At 70.6% G+C, this 14,364-nt stretch carries 11 protein-coding genes; all 11 read left to right on the top strand.

The features are described 5' to 3' along the window. Nucleotides 1-134 precede the first annotated feature (134 nt). The 11 genes from uvrC (at nucleotide 135) to pgi (ending at nucleotide 14,308) form a co-directional block, all read left to right on the top strand. Nucleotides 135-2,171, top strand: a complete 2,037-nt coding sequence (gene uvrC, locus NRK68_RS08660) for an excinuclease ABC subunit UvrC (RefSeq protein ID WP_257855523.1) — start codon at nucleotides 135-137, stop codon at nucleotides 2,169-2,171. After that, nucleotides 2,168-3,115, top strand: a complete 948-nt coding sequence (gene rapZ / locus NRK68_RS08655; protein ID WP_051809984.1) for an RNase adapter RapZ — start codon at nucleotides 2,168-2,170, stop codon at nucleotides 3,113-3,115. Before uvrC ends, rapZ begins: the two co-directional genes overlap by 4 nt. Next, nucleotides 3,112-4,167, top strand: a complete 1,056-nt coding sequence (locus NRK68_RS08650) for a gluconeogenesis factor YvcK family protein (protein ID WP_183069552.1) — start codon at nucleotides 3,112-3,114, stop codon at nucleotides 4,165-4,167. Before rapZ ends, NRK68_RS08650 begins: the two co-directional genes overlap by 4 nt. After that, nucleotides 4,158-5,153: a DNA-binding protein WhiA gene (gene whiA / locus NRK68_RS08645; protein WP_030009075.1), complete on the top strand. Its 996-nt coding sequence runs from the start codon at nucleotides 4,158-4,160 to the stop codon at nucleotides 5,151-5,153. Before NRK68_RS08650 ends, whiA begins: the two co-directional genes overlap by 10 nt. 148 nt (nucleotides 5,154-5,301) lie before the next feature. Further along, nucleotides 5,302-8,268, top strand: a complete 2,967-nt coding sequence (locus tag NRK68_RS08640) for a M14 family metallopeptidase (RefSeq protein ID WP_183069553.1) — start codon at nucleotides 5,302-5,304, stop codon at nucleotides 8,266-8,268. Between the two features lie 233 nt (nucleotides 8,269-8,501). Continuing rightward, nucleotides 8,502-9,506, top strand: a complete 1,005-nt coding sequence (gap, locus tag NRK68_RS08635) for a type I glyceraldehyde-3-phosphate dehydrogenase (RefSeq protein WP_183069554.1) — start codon at nucleotides 8,502-8,504, stop codon at nucleotides 9,504-9,506. A gap of 126 nt (nucleotides 9,507-9,632) precedes the next feature. Then, nucleotides 9,633-10,844, top strand: coding sequence for a phosphoglycerate kinase (locus NRK68_RS08630; RefSeq protein ID WP_183069555.1), 1,212 nt, complete (start codon nucleotides 9,633-9,635; stop codon nucleotides 10,842-10,844). Nucleotides 10,845-10,849: 5 nt separating this feature from the next. Continuing rightward, nucleotides 10,850-11,626: a triose-phosphate isomerase gene (gene tpiA, locus NRK68_RS08625; protein WP_183069556.1), complete on the top strand. Its 777-nt coding sequence runs from the start codon at nucleotides 10,850-10,852 to the stop codon at nucleotides 11,624-11,626. A gap of 128 nt (nucleotides 11,627-11,754) precedes the next feature. Continuing rightward, nucleotides 11,755-11,985 (top strand): preprotein translocase subunit SecG, encoded by a 231-nt coding sequence (gene secG / locus NRK68_RS08620; RefSeq protein WP_030831296.1) that lies wholly within the window; start codon nucleotides 11,755-11,757, stop codon nucleotides 11,983-11,985. 181 nt (nucleotides 11,986-12,166) lie between these two features. Next, the gene (locus NRK68_RS08615) at nucleotides 12,167-12,502 is read left to right on the top strand and encodes an RNA polymerase-binding protein RbpA (protein WP_010352468.1); all 336 of its coding nucleotides are present in this window, start codon (nucleotides 12,167-12,169) and stop codon (nucleotides 12,500-12,502) included. Between the two features lie 150 nt (nucleotides 12,503-12,652). Then, nucleotides 12,653-14,308 (top strand): glucose-6-phosphate isomerase, encoded by a 1,656-nt coding sequence (gene pgi, locus NRK68_RS08610; RefSeq protein WP_183069557.1) that lies wholly within the window; start codon nucleotides 12,653-12,655, stop codon nucleotides 14,306-14,308. Nucleotides 14,309-14,364 lie beyond the last annotated feature (56 nt).

The following is a 14,364-nucleotide window of genomic DNA, read 5'->3' as shown; positions in this document are numbered from 1 at the left end:
CGGCGAGGCTGGCAGACGGGGCTCCGCCCGACCCGGGCGTCAAACGCCGGCGAGGCGGAAAGGCAGGGAGCCCCGAGCTTTCAGCCCCGGAGGGCTACGGGGCGTTGTCGGTCCGCGCCAGTAGGGTGGTTGGCATGGCCGACCCTTCCAGCTACCGGCCCCAGCCGGGGCAGATCCCCGATTCGCCCGGGGTCTACAGATTCCGCGACGAGCACCGCCGGGTGATCTACGTCGGGAAGGCCAAGAGCCTGCGCCAGCGCCTGGCCAACTACTTCCAGGACGTCGCGGGCCTGCACCCCCGGACCGCCACCATGGTGACCACGGCCGCCTCCGTGGAGTGGACCGTGGTCTCCACCGAGGTCGAGGCGCTCCAGCTGGAGTACTCCTGGATCAAGGAGTACGACCCCCGGTTCAACGTCAAGTACCGGGACGACAAGAGCTACCCCTCCCTCGCCGTCACGCTGAACGAGGAGTACCCCCGGGTCCAGGTCATGCGGGGCCCCAAGAAGAAGGGCGTGCGCTACTTCGGTCCGTACGCCCACGCCTGGGCGATCCGCGAGACCGTCGACCTGATGCTGCGGGTGTTCCCGGTGCGGACGTGCTCCGCCGGAGTGTTCAAGCGCTCCGCCCAGATCGGCCGGCCCTGCCTCCTCGGCTACATCGGCAAGTGCTCCGCGCCCTGCGTCGGCCGGGTCACCCCCGAGGAGCACCGCGAACTGGCCGAGGACTTCTGCGACTTCATGGCCGGCCGCACCGGCGCCTACCTCTCCCGGCTGGAGCAGGAGATGCGCATCGCGGCCGAGGACATGGAGTACGAGAAGGCCGCCCGGCTGCGCGACGACATCGGGGCGCTGCGCCGCGCCATGGAGAAGAACGCCGTGGTGCTCGCCGACGCCACCGACGCCGACCTGATCGCCGTCGCCGAGGACGAGCTCGAAGCCGCCGTGCAGATCTTCCACGTCCGCGGCGGGCGCGTCCGCGGCCAGCGCGGCTGGGTCACCGACAAGGTCGAGGCCGTCGACACGGCCGGGCTCGTCGAGCACGCCCTGCAGCAGCTCTACGGCGAGGAGCAGGGCGAGGCCGTCCCCAAGGAGGTGCTGGTCCCCGCGCTCCCCGAGGACACGCCCGCGCTGGCCCAGTGGCTCGCCGGGCGCCGCGGGTCCCAGGTCAGCCTGCGGATACCGCAGCGCGGCGACAAGAAGGCCCTCATGGAGACCGTCCACCGCAACGCGCAGCAGTCCCTCGCCCTGCACAAGACCAAGCGCGCCGGCGACCTCACCACCCGCTCCCGGGCCCTGGAGGAGATCGCCGAGGCCCTGGAGCTGGACGGCGCACCGCTGCGCATCGAGTGCTTCGACATCTCCCACCTCCAGGGGGACGACGTCGTCGCGTCCATGGTCGTCTTCGAGGACGGCCTGGCCCGCAAGAGCGAGTACCGGCGCTTCCAGATCAAAGGTCGTGTCGGAGACACGCAGGTCTGGCACGGCGAGGGGCAGGACGACGTCCGGTCCATGCACGAGGTGGTCTCCCGGCGCTTCCGCCGCTACCTCCTGGAGAAGTCCAGGACGGGGGAGTGGGACCCCCAGGACGGAGAGGACGGGCCGCCCGAGGACGACGGGAAGCCCAAGCGCTTCGCCTACCCGCCCCAGCTCGTCGTCGTCGACGGCGGGCGGCCGCAGGTGGCCGCCGCCCGGCGGGCCCTGGACGAGCTCGGCATCGACGACGTAGCCGTCTGCGGCCTGGCCAAGCGGCTGGAGGAGGTCTGGCTGCCCGGCGAGGACGACCCCGTCGTCCTGCCCCGCACCAGCGAGGGCCTCTACCTGCTCCAGCGGGTACGTGACGAAGCCCACCGCTTCGCCATCCAGTACCAGCGCAGCAAGCGCGGAAAACGCCTGAAGTCGGGCCCGCTGGACGAGGTGCCGGGCCTCGGCGAGAGCCGCAAACAGGCCCTGGTGAAGCACTTCGGTTCGGTGAAGAAGCTGAGACAGGCGACAATCGACCAGATCTGCGAGGTCCCGGGCATAGGACGGAAGACGGCCGAGACCGTCGCCGCCGCCCTCGCCCGGGCGGTCCCCGCCGGTCCTGCCGTCAACACGGCCACAGGAGAGATCATTGAGGATGAGAACCCCGCGCCAGCGGGAGCATCGTCCGAACGGGGGACCGAGCAATGACCGAGCACGAGACCACGCACGACCGAGACGGAGCACAGGTGAGTACGGGCACGACAGTGGAGCCCGGCGAGACCGCCGAGGCGGCCATCCCCGAGCTGGTGATCATCTCCGGCATGTCCGGGGCCGGCCGGAGCACGGCGGCCAAGTGTCTGGAGGACCTCGGCTGGTTCGTCGTCGACAACCTCCCGCCGGCGCTGATCCCCACCATGGTGGAGCTCGGTGCCCGCTCCCAGGGCAACGTGGCCCGCATCGCGGTCGTCGTCGACGTCCGCGGCCGCCAGTTCTTCGACGCGCTGCGCGAGTCCCTCGCCGACCTCGACAGCAAGGGCGTCACCCGCCGCATCGTCTTCCTGGAGTCCTCCGACGACGCGCTGGTCCGCCGCTTCGAGTCGGTCCGCCGCCCGCACCCCCTCCAGGGCGACGGGCGCATCACCGACGGCATCGCGGCCGAGCGCGACCTGCTGCGCGAGCTGCGCGGAGACGCCGACCTGGTGATCGACACCTCCAGCCTCAACGTGCACGAGCTGCGCGCCAAGATGGACGCCCAGTTCGCCGGGGACGAGGAACCCGAGCTGCGGGCCACCGTCATGTCCTTCGGCTTCAAGTACGGCCTCCCCGTGGACGCCGACCTCGTCGTCGACTGCCGCTTCATCCCGAACCCGCACTGGGTCCCGGAGCTGCGCCCCTTCACCGGGCTCAACGAGGAGGTGTCGGGGTACGTCTTCAGCCAGCCGGGCGCCAAGGAGTTCCTCGACCGTTACACCGAGCTGCTCCAGCTCATCGCCACCGGCTACCGTCGCGAGGGCAAGCGGTACGTGACCATCGCGGTCGGGTGCACGGGCGGCAAGCACCGCAGCGTGGCCATGTCCGAGAAGCTCGCCGCCCGCCTCGCCTCCGAGGGAGTCGAGACCGTCGTCGTACACCGGGACATGGGGCGCGAGTGACCGCACGGACCCCGCGGCTGAGCCGCCTGCGCCGCCTCACCCCGGGACGGGGAGAGGACGGCGCGGGCCGCTCCGGCCGCCGGAGGGGCGCCACGCCCAAGGTGGTCGCGCTCGGCGGCGGCCAGGGCCTGTCGGCCTCCCTCGCCGCCCTGCGCCGGATCACCGGTGACCTCACCGCCGTGGTCACCGTCGCCGACGACGGCGGCTCCAGCGGACGGCTCCGGGAGGAGCTCGACGTGCTGCCGCCCGGCGACCTGCGCAAGGCGCTGGCGGCGCTGTGCGGTGACGACGACTGGGGCCAGACCTGGGCCCGGGTCATCCAGCACCGCTTCCAGTCCGAGGGCGACCTGCACGGGCACGCCGTCGGCAACCTGCTGATCGTCGCCCTGTGGGAACAGCTCGGCGACCCCGTCCAGGCCCTCGACCTGGTCGGCCGGCTGCTGGGCGCCCACGGCCGGGTGCTGCCCATGTCGGCGGTGCCCCTGGAACTCCAGGCCCTGGTCAGGGGCCACGACCCGGACCGCCCCGAGGACGTCGACACCGTCCGCGGGCAGGCCACGGTGGCGCTGACCCCGGGCGAGGTGCTGTCCGTACAGGTCGTGCCGAGCGCCCCGCCGGCCGTGCCGGAGGCCGTCGCGGCCGTCCTGGACGCCGACTGGGTGGTGCTGGGGCCCGGATCGTGGTTCTCGTCCGTGATCCCGCACCTGCTGGTGCCGGAACTCCTGGACGCGCTGATGGAGACGAAGGCCCGGCGGGTCCTCTCGCTGAACCTCGCGCCGCAGCCCGGCGAAACAGAGGGCTTCTCTCCGCAGCGTCATTTGGAGGTTTTGGCCCGACACGCCCCTAAACTCGCCCTGGACGTGGTGCTGGCCGACGAGGCCGCCGTGCCCGACCGCGAGTCCCTCGCCGATGCCGCGAAACGCTTCGGTGCCGCGGTCGAGCTGGCCCCCGTGGCCAGGCAGGACGGCTCGCCGAAGCACGACCCGGAGCTGCTGGCCGCCGCGTACGACCGTATTTTTCGGATGCATGGAAGGATCGGCCCATGGCGATGACGCCTGCGGTGAAGGACGAGATCTCCCGCCTGCCCGTCACCCGGACCTGCTGCAGGAAGGCGGAGGTCTCGGCGATCCTTCGGTTCGCGGGCGGGCTGCACCTGGTGAGCGGCCGCATCGTCATCGAGGCGGAGCTGGACACCGGGATCGCCGCCAGACGTCTGCGCAAGGACATCCTGGAGATCTTCGGCCACTCCTCGGACCTCGTCGTGATGGCGCCCGGCGGACTGCGCCGCGGCAGCCGCTACGTGGTCCGCGTCGTGGCCGGCGGTGACCAGCTGGCGCGCCAGACGGGCCTCGTGGACGGCCGCGGACGCCCCATCCGAGGTCTTCCCCCGCAGGTGGTCTCCGGGGCCACCTGTGACGCCGAGGCGGCGTGGCGCGGCGCCTTCCTGGCCCACGGCTCGCTCACCGAGCCGGGCCGGTCCTCCTCCCTGGAGGTCACCTGCCCCGGCCCGGAGGCCGCCCTGGCCCTGGTGGGCGCCGCCCGCAGGCTGTCCATCGCCGCGAAGGCGCGCGAGGTGCGCGGTGTGGACCGGGTCGTGGTCCGCGACGGCGACGCCATCGGCGCCCTGCTGACCCGGCTCGGCGCGCACGAGTCGGTGCTGGCCTGGGAGGAGCGGCGGATGCGGCGTGAGGTGCGCGCCACCGCCAACCGCCTCGCCAACTTCGACGACGCCAACCTGCGCCGCTCGGCGCGGGCCGCCGTGGCCGCCGGAGCCCGCGTGCAGCGCGCGCTGGAGATCCTCGGCGAGGAGGTCCCCGAGCACCTCGCGGCGGCCGGCCGGCTGCGCATGGAGCACAAGCAGGCCTCCCTGGAGGAGCTGGGCGCGCTCGCCGACCCGCCGCTGACCAAGGACGCGGTCGCCGGCCGGATCCGGCGTCTGCTCGCCATGGCCGACAAGCGGGCCCAGGACCTCGGCATCCCGGGCACCGAGTCGAACCTCGACCTCAGCGAGGAGATGGCCGACAACATGGCCGGATAGCCCGGACACCGCTCCACGGCTACGTCGGAAGGGGCCCGCGCGATCACTCGTGCGGGCCCCTTCGCGGCATGCCCCATTGACATGAGCATGGGCCGGTCTTGAGTCTGGCGTCCGAACCTTTCGTGGCAGACGACGCCCAGGGGGGCACATGAGTCACCGCGCGAGAGTCATCCTCGCCGCAAGCGCACTCGTCTTCGCAACCACGCTCGCCGCACTGCCCGCGGCTGCCCAGGCCCAGGCCCGGCCCGGCACCGGCGCCGCCTCCGGCGCCGAGGAGGTACGGGTCTACGACGCCGACATCACCAAGGAACAGGTGCCGCTCGTCCTCGCGGCCGGCCAGGACGCCCACGAGCTCACCGAGCGCGCCCCCGAGACCGGGACCGCCCGCGTCGAGCTCTTCCTCACCGCGGCCCAGGCCGGCGAGCTCGCCGCCCAGGGGGTCCGGCTCGCCGAGCGCAAGATCCCGGCCCAGGGCCTGGCCCGCGCCAAGGCGGCCGGCGACGGCGTGTTCCGCCCGTACAGCGGCAAGGGCGGCCTCCAGGAGGAGATCCTGCGCACGGCCCAGGAGCACCCGGCCCTCACCAAGGTCGTCTCCATCGGCAGGACCGTCCAGGGCAAGGACATCCTCGCCCTCAAGGTCAGCAAGAACGCGAAGAAGACCAGGGACGGCGCCAAGCCCTCCGTGCTCTACATGTCCAACCAGCACGCCCGCGAGTGGATCACCCCCGAGATGACCCGGCGGCTGATGCACCACACCCTCGACAACTACGGCAAGGACCAGCGCATCACCGGCCTGGTGGACTCCAGCGAGCTGTGGTTCCTGCTCAGCGCCAATCCCGACGGCTACGACCACACGCACGCCGCCGACAGCCAGCGCCTGTGGCGCAAGAACCTGCGCGACAACAACGGCGACGGGAAGATCACCACCGGCGACGGCGTCGACCTCAACCGCAACTTCGCCTACAAGTGGGGCTACGACAACGAGGGCTCCTCGCCGAACCAGGCCGGCGAGACCTACCGCGGCCCCCGGGCCTCCTCCGAGCCCGAGACCGTCGCCCTCGACGCCTTCGAGAAGCGCATCGGCTTCGAGTACGCCGTCAACTACCACTCCGCCGCCGAGCTGATCCTCTACGGCGTGGGCTGGCAGGTGGCCACCCCCACCCCCGACGACGTGGCCTACAAGGCCCTCGCCGGCACCCCCGAGAACCCGGCCGTGCCCGGCTACTACCCGCAGGTCTCCTCCGAGCTGTACACCACCAACGGCGAGGCCGACGGCCACGGCGCCAACGTCAACGGCATCATGATGTTCACGCCGGAGATGACCACCTGCCAGACCGCAGCGGCGAGCGACCCGGACGACCGGTGGAAGCCCGAGGACTGCGCCTCCGGCTTCAACTTCCCGGACGACGAGAAGCTCATCCAGGCGGAGTTCGCCAAGAACGTCCCCTTCGCCCTCGCGGTCGGCGAGAGCGCCGCCCGCCCGGACCGCCCGGCGTCCTCCGTCGGCCTGAGCGCGGCCGACTTCACCCCCGACCCCTTCACCACCTCCTACGCGGCCCGCGGACAGGACCAGGAGGTCGCCGTCACGGCCCGCAAGGCGCTGAAGGACAAGGAGCTCAACTACCGCATCAACGGCGGCCGCACGCACGACGAGGACCTGGAGGCCTGGAAGGGCGGCGACGTCTACGGCGGCGAGGACAACAACTGGTTCGACGAGTACCGGGCCGAGATCGAGGGCGCGAAGCCGGGCGACAAGGTCGAGGTCTGGTTCACCGGCCGCGACCGCTCCGGCAAACAGGTCTCCAGCGAGCACTTCACGTACACGGTGGCCGAGCGGCCGCGCGCGGACGTCCTGGTGATCGCCGAGGAGGGGGCCGCCGCCCGGCACGCACAGACGTACGTCGACGCGCTGCGCGCCAACGGCCGGTCCGCCGCGGTCTGGGACGTCGCCGTCCAGGGCGTCCCGCACCACCTCGGCGTCCTCTCCCACTTCGGCACGGCCGTCCACTACACGGGAGCCAAGTCCCCCGGCGGGGAAACCCAGTTGGCGGTCCGCGACTTCCTGAACGAGGGTGGCAGGCTGATCGAGGCCGGCGAGCTGGCGGGCGGCAACGCCCAGGTCGGCCGCGCCGTGACCAACGACTTCAGCCAGTACTGGCTCGGCGCCTACGGCCGCAGCAGCACCCCCGGCGCCACCGGCTTCGCCGGCACCGGCGCCCTGCAGGGGGCGCAGGGCGGCCTCGGTGACGCCGCGGGCAACCCGCTGAACGCGCCCGGCTCCTACACCGTGACCTCGGAGACCCTGGCGCCCGCCCAGTTCCCGCAGTTCAAGAGCGCGCAGGCGGGCCGCTACACCGGTGTCGCGAACCCGTACGCCCCCTACGCCGGCACCGGGATGGCCTCGGCCCTCCACGCCGACAGCGACTGGAAGCGGCTCGTCCGCACCCTCGACCTCACCGGCGTGACCGCCGCCGACCAGCCGAAGCTGAAGCTCGCCCTCAACTGGAACATGGAGGAGGGCTACGACCACGCCGCGCTGGAGGCCCGCACGGCCGGCGGCGACGACTGGACCATGCTGCCGGAGGCGGGCGGTCTGAGCAGCCCGGCCGTCCCGGAGGAGTGCGCGGCCGGGTTCTTCATCAACGGCCACCCGTTCCTGCGCCGCTACCTCACCCTGGACGCCGGCGGATGCAGCCCGCAGGGCACCAGCGGTCAGTGGAACACCTTCACCGGGTCCTCCGGCGGCTGGAAGCAGGTCTCCTTCGACCTGAGTGCCTACGCGGGCAGGTCCGTCGAGCTCTCGCTCTCCTCCATCACCGACCCCGGATCGGGCGGACGCGGCGTCTTCGCGGACGAGGTGCGCCTGTCGACGGCCGCCGGGGAGCAGGCGGCCGAGGGGTTCGAGACCTCTCTCGGCGCCTGGACCGCCCAGGGCGCACCCGCCGGAAGTCCCGACGTTCCGGGCGACTGGTCCCGGACAGAAGAGCTCTTCCGCTCCTATGCCTCGGTGACCACGCGTGACACCGTACTTCTGGGCTTCGGCCTGGAACACCTGCCCGCGGCGACGGATCGCGCCCTACTCGTCGGTAAGGCGCTCCGCTCGCTCAACCGCTGATCAGCGCCACGCTCGTCGCTCACCCACAGTGACCGGGACCAAGGTCCCCGGGGCCCGCACCGGTGTGTCCGGAGCGGGCCCCGGAGGGGACGGCCCCCGTGAAGTGGGGGGAGTGTCAGGCCTCGACCGATGTCACCCAAAAGCTCACGGAGAGGTAGGGTCGTAAGCGGTCGGGGACATCCCATTTCAGCTCGCCGGCGCTCTCACCGGCGCACCAACGAGGAGATCGGTTCGTGACGATCCGCGTAGGCATCAATGGTTTTGGCCGAATTGGCCGTAACTACTTCCGGGCTCTTCTCGAGCAGGGAGCGGACATCGAGATCGTCGGTGTCAACGACCTGACGGACAACGCCACCCTGGTGCACCTTCTCAAGTACGACACCATTCTGGGCCGCCTCAAGGCCGAGGTGTCCCACACCGACGACACCATCACCGTCGGCGGCAACACCTTCAAGACCTTCGCCGAGCGCGACCCGGCGAACCTCCCCTGGGGCGAACTGGGCGCCGACATCGTCATCGAGTCGACCGGCATCTTCACGAAGAGGGCCGACGCCGCCAAGCACCTCGCGGCCGGCGCGAAGAAGGTCCTCATCTCGGCCCCGGCCAAGGACGAGGACATCACGATCGTGATGGGCGTCAACCAGGACAAGTACGACGACGCCAACCACCACGTCATCTCCAACGCGTCCTGCACCACGAACTGCGTGGCGCCGATGGCCAAGGTCCTCGACGAGAACTTCGGCATCGTCAAGGGCATGATGACGACGGTCCACGCGTACACGAACGACCAGCGCATCCTGGACTTCCCGCACTCGGACCTGCGCCGCGCCCGCGCCGCCGCCGAGAACATCATCCCGACCTCCACCGGTGCCGCCAAGGCCACCGCGCTGGTCCTGCCGCAGCTCAAGGGCAAGCTGGACGGCATCGCGATGCGCGTCCCGGTCCCCACCGGCTCGGTGACGGACCTCGTGCTGGAGCTCGACCGCGAGGTCACCAAGGACGAGATCAACGCCGCCTTCCAGAAGGCCTCCGAGGGCCAGCTGAAGGGCATCCTCGACTACACCGAGGACGCGATCGTCTCCTCCGACATCGTGAACTGGCCGGCTTCCTGCACCTTCGACTCCTCCCTGACCATGGTCCAGGGCAAGCAGGTCAAGGTCGTCGGCTGGTACGACAACGAGTGGGGCTACTCCAACCGCCTCGTGGACCTCACGGTCTTCGTCGGCGGCCGGCTCTGAGTTCCAGGGCTGACACCACGATGTGAGGCACAGGGTCCGGGCCGCGCGACGATGCGCAGCTCGGACCCTGTAGCTTGCCAGTCGTTCTACGCCCCCGACACGGGCGCCCAAAGGAGTCAGAAACACATGAAGACGATCGACGAACTGCTCGCCGAAGGCGTCAAGGGCAAGCGGGTCTTCGTCCGCGCGGACCTGAACGTTCCGCTCGCCGAGGGCACCATCACCGACGACGGCCGCATCCGCGCCGTCCAGCCCACGATCGAGAAGCTCGCCGAAGCCGGCGCCCGCGTCGTCGTGGCCTCGCACCTCGGCCGCCCCCAGGGCGCCCCGGACCCGGCCTTCTCGCTCGCGCCGGCCGCCGCGCGGCTCGGTGAACTGCTGGGCGCGGACGTCGCGTTCGCCACCGACACCGTCGGCTCCTCCGCCAAGGAGACCGTCGCGGCCCTCACCGACGGCCAGGTCGCCGTGATCGAGAACCTCCGCTTCAACGCCGGCGAGACCTCGAAGGACGACGCCGAGCGCGGCGCCTTCGCGGACCAGCTGGCGGAGCTCGCCGACGTCTATGTCGGCGACGGCTTCGGCGCCGTCCACCGCAAGCACGCCTCGGTCTTCGACCTGCCCGCGCGGCTCCCGCACGCGGTCGGCCAGCTCATCGCCACCGAGGTCGGCGTCCTGAAGAAGCTGACGGACGAGGTCAAGCGCCCCTACGTCGTGGTCCTCGGCGGCGCCAAGGTCTCCGACAAGCTCGCCGTCATCGACGAGCTCCTCGGCAAGGCCGACCGCCTGCTGATCGGCGGGGGCATGGCCTACACCTTCCTCTACGCCAAGGGCTACGAGGTCGGCATCTCCCTGCTCCAGAAGGACCAGGTCGACAAGGTCAAGGAGTACATGCGGCGTGCCGAGGAGACCGGCGTCGAGCTGGTCCTCCCCGTCGACGTCCTGGCCTCGACCGACTTCCCGGACCTGAAGACCAAGGCCCCGGCCGTCTTCGAGACCGTCGACGCGGACAAGATCCCCGCCGACAAGGAGGGTCTGGACATCGGCCCGAAGACCCGCGAGCTGTACGCCTCGAAGATCGCCGACGCGGCGACCGTCTTCTGGAACGGTCCCGTGGGCGTCTTCGAGCACCCCGACTACGCCGGCGGCACCCGCGCGATCGCGCAGGCCCTCGTCGACTCCAGTGCCTTCACCGTCGTCGGCGGTGGCGACTCGGCCGCCGCCGTGCGCACGCTGGGCTTCGACGAGAACGCTTTCGGCCACATTTCCACCGGTGGTGGCGCCTCCCTCGAGTACCTCGAGGGCAAGACGCTCCCCGGCCTCGCCGCCCTGGAGGGCTGACCCGCATGACCACCCGCACCCCGCTCATGGCGGGCAACTGGAAGATGAACCTCAACCACCTCGAGGCCATCGCCCACGTCCAGAAGCTCGCCTTCGCGCTCGCCGACAAGGACTACGACGCCGTCGAGGTCGCGGTCCTGCCGCCCTTCGTCGACCTGCGCTCCGTCCAGACCCTGGTCGACGGCGACAAGCTGAAGATCAAGTACGGCGCCCAGGACATCTCCGCGCACGACTCCGGCGCCTACACCGGCGAGATCTCCGGCCCGATGCTGTCGAAGCTGAAGTGCACGTACGTGGCCGTCGGCCACAGCGAGCGCCGCCAGTACCACGGCGAGACCGACGAGATCTGCAACGCCAAGGTCAAGGCCGCCTTCAAGCACGGGATCACCCCGATCCTGTGCGTCGGCGAGGGCCTGGACGTCCGCAAGGCCGGCGAGCAGGTCCCGTACACGCTCGCCCAGCTCGACGGCGGCCTGAAGGACGTCCCGGCCGAGCAGGTCGAGTCCATCGTGATCGCCTACGAGCCCGTCTGGGCCATCGGGACCGGCGAGGTCGCCACCCCCGAGGACGCCCAGGAGGTCTGCGGGGCGATCCGCGGCCGCCTGGCCGAGCTGTACTCGCAGGAGCTGGCCGACAAGGTCCGCATCCAGTACGGCGGCTCCGTGAAGTCCGGGAACATCGCGGCGATCATGGCCCAGCCCGACGTCGACGGCGCCCTGATCGGCGGCGCGGCGCTGGACGCGGACGAGTTCGTCAAGATCGTCCGCTTCCGCGACCAGTGAGTATGCGGTAGGGCCGATCCGTCGTACCCTTGCGGGGGCCAGGGGCTGAACCACCAGCCACTGGCCCCCGCGCACATCCCGCAAGCCGGAAAGCCTGAAAAGCCAGAAAGTAGGAATCAGCCGTGATTATGGGGTTCTCGATCGCCCTGATCGTCTTCAGCGCCCTGCTGATGCTGCTCGTGCTGATGCACAAGGGCAAGGGCGGCGGCCTCTCCGACATGTTCGGCGGCGGCATGCAGTCGTCGGTCGGCGGTTCCTCCGTCGCGGAGCGGAACCTGGACCGCATCACCGTCGTGGTGGGTCTGCTCTGGTTCGCGTGCATCGTCGCGCTCGGCCTGGTGATGAAGTCGGGCAGCTGACCGTTCTCGCCATTCCGGCAGTCCGGTCGGCATCGCCCGGCCTATCATGAGGCTGGCGTTCACGACGTGGAATCAGTAACTCCGCTCACTGGACGTGCGTTGGGCCTTACGTAGACTTGGGCGCTCCGCGGCGGAATTTCCACTCACACTCCGCGGCACCTTCACGCAGGGAGTTACGACCGTGGCAAGTGGCAACGCGATCCGTGGTAGCCGGGTCGGAGCGGGGCCGATGGGTGAGGCAGAGCGTGGCGAGTCCGCGCCCCGCCTGCGCATCTCCTTCTGGTGCTCGAACGGGCACGAGACGCAGCCGAGCTTCGCCAGCGACGCGCAGGTGCCGGACACCTGGGACTGCCCGCGCTGCGGGTTCCCGGCCGGCCAGGACCGGGACAACCCGCCCGCCCCGCCGCGCACCGAGCCGTACAAGACGCACCTGGCGTACGTGCGTGAGCGGCGCTCGGACGCCGACGGTGAGGCGATCCTCGCCGAGGCGCTCGCCAAGCTCCGGGGCGAGATCTGACCCCGCCCGGCGAATATGACGTGAGGCCCGGCCCCGCAGGAATCTCTCCTGCGGGGCCGGGCCTCTTTGTGTGCGTTGCGCCGCTTGTGATCCCTTAAGTTGGTGAACGGCGGGGCACGACAGGACGGAAGAAACGGGTTGATGTCCGAGATGAACACAGAGAGCAGGGCGAAGCTCAACCGGACGCCGCAGTGGCTGGCACTCGGCAAGCACCGGGAGGAGTTCGGGCACACGCACCTGCGGCAGCTGTTCGAGGAGAACCCCGGCCGCGGCGCCGGTTACACCCTGCAGGTCGGCGACCTGCACATCGACTACTCCAAGCACCTCGTCACCGACGAGACGCTGGAGCTGCTGCGCGAACTGGCGGCGGCGACGGGCGTGGCCGAGCTGCGCGAGGCCATGTTCCGCGGCGAGAAGATCAACACGACCGAGGACCGGGCGGTCCTGCACACCGCACTGCGCGCACCGGCCGACACGGTCGTCGAGGTGGACGGCGAGAACGTCGTCCCCGGCGTGCACGCGGTCCTCGACAAGATGGCGGCCTTCTCCGAGCAGATCCGGTCGGGGAAGTGGACCGGCTTCACCGGCAAGACCATCAAGAACGTCGTCAACATCGGCATCGGCGGCTCCGACCTGGGTCCCGCGATGGCGTACGAGGCCCTGCGCGCCTTCGCCGACCGCGACCTGACCGTGCGCTTCGTGTCCAACGTCGACGGCGCGGACCTGCACGAGGCCGTGCGCGACCTGGACCCGGCCGAGACGCTGTTCATCATCGCCTCCAAGACCTTCACCACCATCGAGACCATCACCAACGCCACGTCGGCGCGCGGCTGGCTGCTCGCGGGACTGGGCGGCGACCAGGCGGCCGTGGCACGGCACTTCGTCGCGCTGTCGACCAACGCCGAGAAGGTCACCGAGTTCGGCATCGATCCGGCCAACATGTTCGGGTTCTGGGACTGGGTCGGCGGACGCTACTCCTTCGACTCGGCCATCGGGCTCTCCCTGATGATCGCGATCGGTCCGGCCGCCTTCCGTGACCTGCTCGCCGGCTTCCACCTGATGGACCAGCACTTCCGCACAGCGCCGCCCGAGGAGAACGCCCCGCTGCTGCTGGGCCTGTTGGGGATCTGGTACGGCGACTTCTTCGACGCGCAGTCGCACGCGGTGCTCCCGTACAGCCACTACCTCTCGCGCTTCACCGCTTACCTGCAGCAGCTGGACATGGAGTCCAACGGCAAGTCCGTGGACCGCGACGGCAATCCGGTGGAGTGGCAGACCGGCCCGGTGGTCTGGGGCACGCCCGGCACCAACGGCCAGCACGCCTACTACCAGCTGATCCACCAGGGGACGAAAATGATCCCCGCGGACTTCATCGGCTTCGCGAACCCGGTGGCCGAGCTGGAAGCGGCCCCGGCCGCCCAGCACGACCTGCTGATGGCCAACTTCTTCGCGCAGACCCAGGCCCTTGCCTTCGGCAAGACGGCCGACGAGGTCCGCGCGGAGGGCACGCCGGAGTCGCTCGTCCCGCACAAGACCTTCCACGGCAACCACCCGACGACCACCATCCTGGCCACGGAGCTCACCCCCGGCGTGCTGGGCCAGCTGATCGCGCTGTACGAGCACAAGGTGTTCGTCCAGGGCGCCGTGTGGAACATCGACTCCTTCGACCAGTGGGGCGTCGAGCTCGGCAAGGTGCTCGCCAAGCGCATCGAGCCCGCGCTGACCGAGGGCGCGGACGTGCCCGGACTGGACGCCTCGACGAAGGCCCTGGTCGACACCTACCGCACGCTGCGCGGCCGCAGCTGACGCACGCGCGAAGGGCCCGCTCTCCCGGGGCGGGCCCTTCGTGTCGGCCGGTGTCG

The organism is Streptomyces yangpuensis, assembly GCF_024666385.1.
Taxonomy (GTDB): domain Bacteria; phylum Actinomycetota; class Actinomycetes; order Streptomycetales; family Streptomycetaceae; genus Streptomyces; species Streptomyces yangpuensis.
Note: the sequence above shows the minus strand (reverse complement) of the source record. Positions and strands in the feature narration are given on the sequence as shown.